The organism is Cyanobium sp. BA20m-p-22 (assembly GCF_024346275.1).
GTDB lineage: Bacteria > Cyanobacteriota > Cyanobacteriia > PCC-6307 > Cyanobiaceae > Cyanobium_A.
Genome location: NZ_JAGQCQ010000228.1, coordinates 1 through 6,034, shown reverse-complemented (window position 1 = coordinate 6,034; position 6,034 = coordinate 1). Strand labels below are relative to the sequence as shown.

At 56.5% G+C, this 6,034-nt stretch carries 4 protein-coding genes and 1 pseudogene; all 5 read right to left on the bottom strand.

Annotation, left to right across the window (positions count from 1 at the left end; genetic code table 11):
• Positions 1-1,154, bottom strand: a 1,154-nt coding sequence (locus KBZ15_RS18585; RefSeq protein WP_315859911.1) for a methyl-accepting chemotaxis protein, incomplete at its 3' end; no start/stop codon positions are given.
• 1 nt (position 1,155) lies between these two features.
• On the bottom strand, positions 1,156-3,321 hold the full coding sequence (locus KBZ15_RS16465; RefSeq protein WP_255016283.1) for a chemotaxis protein CheA: 2,166 nt from the start codon (positions 3,319-3,321) through the stop codon (positions 1,156-1,158).
• A gap of 118 nt (positions 3,322-3,439) precedes the next feature.
• Positions 3,440-4,891 (bottom strand): mechanosensitive ion channel family protein, encoded by a 1,452-nt coding sequence (locus KBZ15_RS16460; protein ID WP_255016282.1) that lies wholly within the window; start codon positions 4,889-4,891, stop codon positions 3,440-3,442.
• A gap of 36 nt (positions 4,892-4,927) precedes the next feature.
• Complete coding sequence (locus tag KBZ15_RS16455; RefSeq protein WP_255016281.1) at positions 4,928-5,266, bottom strand: DUF3307 domain-containing protein; 339 nt, start codon at positions 5,264-5,266, stop codon at positions 4,928-4,930.
• 4 nt (positions 5,267-5,270) lie between these two features.
• Positions 5,271-6,034, bottom strand: a pseudogene (locus KBZ15_RS16450) (arginine decarboxylase); the annotation flags it as partial.

The following is a 6,034-nucleotide window of genomic DNA, read 5'->3' as shown; positions in this document are numbered from 1 at the left end:
ACTTCCTCTGCTACGACGGCAAAGCCCGAGCCTGCTTCGCCAGCCCGTGCCGCCTCTACGGCTGCGTTGAGGGCAAGGATATTTGTTTGGAAGGCAATCTCGTTGATACTTTTTACAATCTTGCCAACTTCGTTGCTTGATTTCTCAATTGCCCCCATCGCCACCGCCATCGCCTCAAGACTGGTATTACCCAGGCTGGCGCTTGCCTGGGCTTCACCCGCCAGGGTTTTGGCGTGATCGGCATTTCTGGCGGAGGAATGGATCATGCTCGACATTTGCTCAAGCGAGGCACTGGTTTCTTCAATTGCGGCGGCCTGCTCTGAGGCGCCCTGGGCCATCTGCTGGCTGGAATTTGCCACCTGCCTGGCCCCAGTTGCGATTTCATAGCTTGCATTTGCCACACTGCTGGTGGCCTCAATGAATTGGTCGGCACCGTCGCCCAGCTCGCCTGCAATTTTGCTCAGTGGAGTTACGGCCACTTTTTGCATAAGGTAGAGGGTGAAATAACCCAATCCCAGTAGGGCTAGGGTGCTAAAGATGATCCAGAGGGTGGCTGCCCGGATTCCATTGTCTGCTTCGGCTTCGTGTTCCTGAATCTCGGCCTGGTTAGCACCCATTACGCCGGCGAGGCCGGAAAGGTGTTCTTGATACACTGCGTCTAAATTCCGGTCAATTTCTGTAGCTTGTTTTAGATTTCCTGCTTGCAGGGCGGGGATAAGGTTGTTGCCGATGGCATTCAGGTATTCCTGGCTGGATCCACTAGTCCAGCTGCGAAACTTATTCTGCAGATCGGGCGCAAAGTTTGGATTTTCAAGCCAGAGCTGCTGTCGATCCCTGAACTTAGTGACTCTTTCGCCGTAATACTGCTCCAGGATTCTGATGGCTGGGTTTGTGGCAATCTGAGCTGGCTCAGTTTGCCCTGAGTTTTTGATTGACAGAAGGGCCCGAGCGACCTCGCCACGTAGGCCGTGGAGCACAAAGGGGGATGGCTGAAGATCTCCTGCTAGGTCGTGGTGGTCAACAATGTTCTTATAGAGCTGCTGGTTGATCCACATGGGCCGAGTCAGGATGGTCAGTAGCGCCACCTCGCCTACTAGGGCCACGGTCAGCAGGGCAGCGTTGGCTTTGATTAAAAACTTGACATTCAAATTCATGTTAATTGCTTGAAGTTTGGGATTCTGATCTAGGGCTATCGGTGCGACCCAGAGCATCCGGATCGAGGATTAGCGCCACCCGCCCATCTCCCATGATTGCCGCCCCGGAGTAAACGGGTTGGCTTTGCAGGGTGTCGCCCATCGGCTTGATGACAACCTCTTGTTTGCTAATTAGATGGTCTACCAGCAGGCCTTTGGCTTGGCCGCCAGAGTTGATGATCAGGATAATGCCCTCGGAGGGGTCGTCTGAGCCTTTGTCGATTTTTAGCTTTTGGCAAAGACTGATCATGGGTATCAATCTGCCGCGTAAATTTACAAGTTGCCCCCGCCCCTTCAGCGTCGACAGCATGCTCGCTGTGGGCTTGAATGATTCCTGAATCGAAAGGGTCGGGATGATAAAGCGTTGGTTGCCAGCTCCCACCAGCATACCGTCGATGATGGCAAGTGTCAGGGGTAGATAAATGCTGAAGGTTGTGCTTTTGCCCACCACCGATTGCACGTCGATCCTTCCGCGCAGCCTGGAGATACTTCCCCTCACCACATCCATGCCAACGCCCCTGCCGGAGACATCGGTAACTGTTTCAGCCGTAGAGAAGCCGGGCTCGAAGATTAGGCTAAGGATTTCATGGGTGTTGCCATTGAAATCGCTGTCGATAATGCCCCTTTCCCTTGCCTTTGCCAGTACTCGAGCGGGATCAATGCCGCGACCATCATCTTCAATTCTGATCAAGATTCCACCGGCCTGGTGACAGGCTTCAATTTCAATCTTTCCTTCAGCAGACTTGCCCATGCCTTCTCTTTCCGCGGGCTGCTCTATTCCATGGTCAATTGAATTGCGCAACATGTGAATCATCGGCTCGGCAAGGGCTTCGACGATGTTGCGATCCAGCTCAGTATCTTCGCCCTTGGTAACCAGGCTGATTTGCTTTTTTTGACTATTTGCTAAATCGCGAACTAGGCGGTTCATCTTTTGGAAGGTGGTGCGGATCGGCACCATCCGCAACGACATCGCATTGCGCTGTAGATCGGCAGCAATCCGTGATAGCTGCCTAAGTTCCCGCGAGAGCTCCTCCGATTGCTGCCCAGCCACCACTGGGTGCTCCACCACCATCGATTTCGCAATCACCAGCTCCCCCACCAGATCGATCAGGGCGTCGAGCTTCTGGGTATCAATTTTGACAAAGTTGCTTAGGTTGGTCGCCTTTTGTTTTGGGCTCGTTTTTGGCTGTGGCTCCTCTATTTCCCTGGGTAGGGTAGGAATTGGCTTAATGACTTCGACTATTGGTGGAATGATTGTCGCTTCGTTGGCGGGCTCGCTGGCGGGTTGATTGACTGTCTCATTAGCTGTCTCATTAGCTGTCTCACTGGCTGTCTCGCTGGTCGGTTCACTGGCGAGCTCGCTTGTTTCGCCGGGCTTTTTAACCGTCATCCCGCCAGGATTGCCATCGAGGGTGCTCCTCACCCTTTCGATCAGCTCCCTTGTCGGTACGATGATTGGGGCTGTTTTGTTGTCGCTGCGGATTGTTTGCTCTATTCCATCCACAAACTTGCGCAGGGTATCCCCCCCAGCCAGAATCAGGTTGATGACATGTCTGTCAATCACAAGGCTATTTTGCCTTGCCGCATCAAGCAGGGATTCCAAGTTATGGGCTAGGTCTTTGATCGGCTCGAGCCCCAGGAATCCAGCACCGCCCTTGAAGGTGTGAAAGGCGCGAAACACCTGGTTGAGGGTTTCCCTGTGGGCAGGATCCTCTTCTAAAACCAGGACACCTTGTTCTACCTGTGAGAGCAGATCCTTGCCCTCATTGCAGAATTCATTGAGCAGTTCGAGGTCGTCCTGGCTTTCCAGATTGATCGTAAATCCAGCTTCTGTTTTGTTTGCTTCGGCATAGAGTGCCTTCTCAAGGGGTTGGTATTTTTGCTGAAGCGCCTCAAGTTCCCCTGCATCCAGGGCCGTGCCACGGGATTCCAAGTCAACAAGCCAGCCACCCAGTTCCCTGCTCAATTCCAGTGCCTTCTCCTTTCCCTGGGCGGCTGCGATTTGCTGGAGTTTGCCGAGGGAGGAGATCAGCGCAGCAATGCTGCTTTGGCCGCCTGATTGAACAAAGGCCAGCTCAAGGGCGATCTCCTGCAGCAGCTCCTCCGTTGATTCATCTAGCAGGGCCATGGGCAGCACTAATCAGCACGAATATCGCCCATGGGCGTGCTCCGTGACCTCAACATTTCCCTTGTTATAACGGGCTTTGCCTGCCACGGCAATCAGTGCCCATGCCGCTCAAAGACCGCTAAAGGCCCAGGAACATCATTCGCATCTTGCTGAGTAGGGACCCCTCCTGTTGGAGCTTGGTTTCAGAGTTTAGCTTCAGCAATTCGGCCCTCCTCTGGCTAATCACAGAAGCGAGCATCTCCAGCACCTTCGGCTCATGCTGCAGGAGTGGGCGCAGCTCGTCGCGTTCAACTTCCAGCACCACACAAGATCCCAAGGCTTCAATTGTGGCACTGCGGGGCTCCTCGTTGAAAACACTCATCTCGCCGACAATTGCCGGGGCACTGAGGCGGGCAAGCTCGCGCAATTCACCGTCCTGCATTTTCTTTATAACCGCAACCTCGCCGCTGACAATTTGGTAGAGAGTATTACCTTCATCGCCTTCCACGATGATCCTCTCCCCCTGGCCAAAGCGGATGCAGCGGGTCAGTTTAGAGATTCCGCCAAGTTGGCTTTCGGTGAGTTGGCCAAACAGGGGACTCTTGGCCAGGATTGCAATCCGGTCTTGCAGATCGTATGTGACGGGGCTCTCCGGCCCTGAGCTTCCCAGGCGTCTTTTAAATTCCGTAATCGGGTAGGGCACCCGTTGATCTATACGCTCGAGGGCATACCAGATCTGGCTGAGCACCTCCCCCCTCAGTTCGTCGTAGCCCAGGTCGGTGGGATCTTCCTGCCACACCTCAAGTTCGTAGGTGTTGGCGTAGTCGTGATAGGCATAGACAATTGCCTCTGGCGCTGGGTTTTTCAGCACACTCGGGCAGCTTTCCGCCACTTTTAGCAGCAGCTCCGTTGCCTGGTTGGGTGGCAGTTCCCTGTCGAGATTGATGTGCAGTTCCCGGGCGATCGGACCATTGGGGCTGAAGCGCCGCATGTTTTTCTGCCACATCATGCTGTTTGGCAGTGTGATCAGGGCGCCGTGAACATGGCGCAGGCGTGTGCTCAGCAGGGTGAGGGAAACTACCCAGCCGTTTATGTCATCGCCGAGTTCGAGGTAATCGCCTTCTTCAAAAGGGCTGTCGACCCTCAGCATTATTCCCGCAAAGAGGTCCTTGAGGGCTTCTTGGGCAGCCAGGCCGATAACGGCCGTTAAAATCGCTGATGTGGTCACCAGGCCGACCACGTTGATATCGGCCGCCCTTTGCAGCCCGATCAGGGTGAGTGCGGCGCCGATGGTTAGGGCGCCGAGGTCGCGCAGGATCTTGGGCGGATGGGGCCACCAGCTGATCGGAGCCGGTAATTCCAGCGTCAGCCAGAGCACCAGTTGCAGGGCTGCATAGCTTTTGCCTAGTTGCAGGGTTAAATCTAGCCAGACTTTATTTTCGGATGCCGCAATGCTCGCCGGCAGGCTGGCATGCATAATCCAGAGCAGGATTGCCAGGCCTGGCAGGCGTAGGGGCACCGGGGCCAGCTTTGTGCGCCTGCAGATCAGCCATAGGGCTATCAGCAGGACCACCAGGCCCAGGGCTGTCATCAGGACTCCCAGATTGAGCATTTCAGCCGGCCATGGTTATGAAATCAGCGCCAGGCTGCAGATTGCCCAGGTAACTTTACAGAGTAGATGGAGGCCTTGGTCTGTGGCGAGATTGATCAGCTTGCGGCATTTGAGCAAGTCGATGATGAAATGGGCCGCAAATTCAGCCGCCCCCAGCCAGGGCATCCCCGTGATTAAGGCGACTGCCAGGGCGTGGGTGCCGCAATGGCTGGCCATCCAGTAGCCCCAGGCCACGCCCACCTGGCCGCAGCCGGGGCATTTGCCAATGGCCATCTTGTCTGTCTGCAGGGGAAAGTCGCAGAGGCAATGGGCAAAGCCCAGCATCAGCACCAGCTCCGGCAGGGTCCAATCCATTAGCTCAAGCCCAGGGCTGTAGATAGGTGGTTTGGCGCAGGCTGGCCTCCAGGTGGGCCATCAGCCGGCGAGCGTCGCTGATTCCCAGCTGACCCCGGCCGATCGCTGCCTCGCTCGCCATCCGCAGCCGCTCCAGCAGGAGCTGGGGATCGTGTTCCATTGCTTCTAGCACTTCAGCATTGGTGTCACCCCGCACCACATGGTCGATCTGGTAGCCGCCGCTGGCCTTGAGGCGCAGGTGCACGGCGTTGGTGCTGCCGAAGAGGTTGTGCAGGTTGCCCATCACCTCTTGGTAGGCCCCGCCGAGGAAAAGACCGATCAGGTAGGGCTCACCTGGCCGCAGGTTGTGCAGCTCCAGCAGCGGTTTCACCTGGCCGCTGTCGATGAAGCGGGCAATTTTTCCATCGGAATCGCAGGTGAGGTCGGCGAAGCTACCCAGTCCATCGGGGCGCTCCTGCAGCCGTTGGATCGGCATGACCGGAAATAGCTGGTCGATTGCCCAGGTGTCTGGGGCCGAGCGGAATACCGAGAGGTTGGCGTAGTAAGTAGAGGCCAGGGCGGCCGGCAGGGCCTGCAGCTCCTGGGGTATGGTGCTGCCGGCGGGGAGCGCGCCGAGGCGGGCGGCGATTGCCTGACAGCATGCCCAGGTGAGCTGTTCTGCCAGGCCCCGTTCGGGCAGGCTCAGGTAGCCCAGGCGGAAGGCTGCCAGGGCGTCGTGCTTGAACTTGAGGGCATCGTTCCAGGCCTCCTGCAGGGCGTCGGCTCCCC